Annotated in this window: 1 protein-coding gene; it reads left to right on the top strand. The window is 74.5% G+C overall.

Features of this window, described 5'->3' with window-relative positions; genetic code table 11:
• Positions 1 to 45: 45 nt before the first annotated feature.
• A partial coding sequence (locus AC1D01_RS38075) for a c-type cytochrome (RefSeq protein ID WP_477875188.1) occupies positions 46 to 561 on the top strand: 516 nt, incomplete at its 3' end.

The raw sequence follows: 561 nt of genomic DNA, 5'->3' as shown, positions 1-561 counted from the left end.
CCGCCATCCGGCACAAGGCCTGCCGCTTGCCTGCGGGGTGGCATCGTGAGAACCGTGCTCGCCACCCTGCTCGTCACCGCGCTGCTCGGCAGCGCCGCTGCCGCGCTGTTCGTCTGGACCGGCGCGTACGACGTGTCCGGCACCCGCAGCCACACGCAACCGGTCTACACGCTGCTCGAGACCGCGATGCGGCGCTCGGTGCAACGGCGCGCCGCGCAGGTCGAACTGCCGCCGCCCGCCGGGCCGCAGCAGCTCGCGCGCGGTGCCGCGTGCTTTCGCGACCATTGCGTGCAGTGCCACGGCGGGCCCGGGGTGTCGCAAGGCGACATCGGCAAGAGCATGCAGCCGCTGCCCGGCCCGCTGGTCGATGCGGCGCGCCGCTGGGCGCCCCGCGAGCTGTACTGGATCACCCGCCACGGCATCACGATGAGCGGCATGCCGGCCTGGGAGCTGCGGCTGCCCGATGCCGACCTGTGGGCCGTCACCGCCTTCCTGCAGGCGCTGCCGCGTCACTCGCCGGCCAGCTACCGCGAGGCRGTGGCCGAACTGCCGCCGGACGCC

The organism is Rhizobacter sp. P3_B12, from assembly GCF_056402895.1.
Note: the sequence above shows the minus strand (reverse complement) of the source record. Positions and strands in the feature narration are given on the sequence as shown.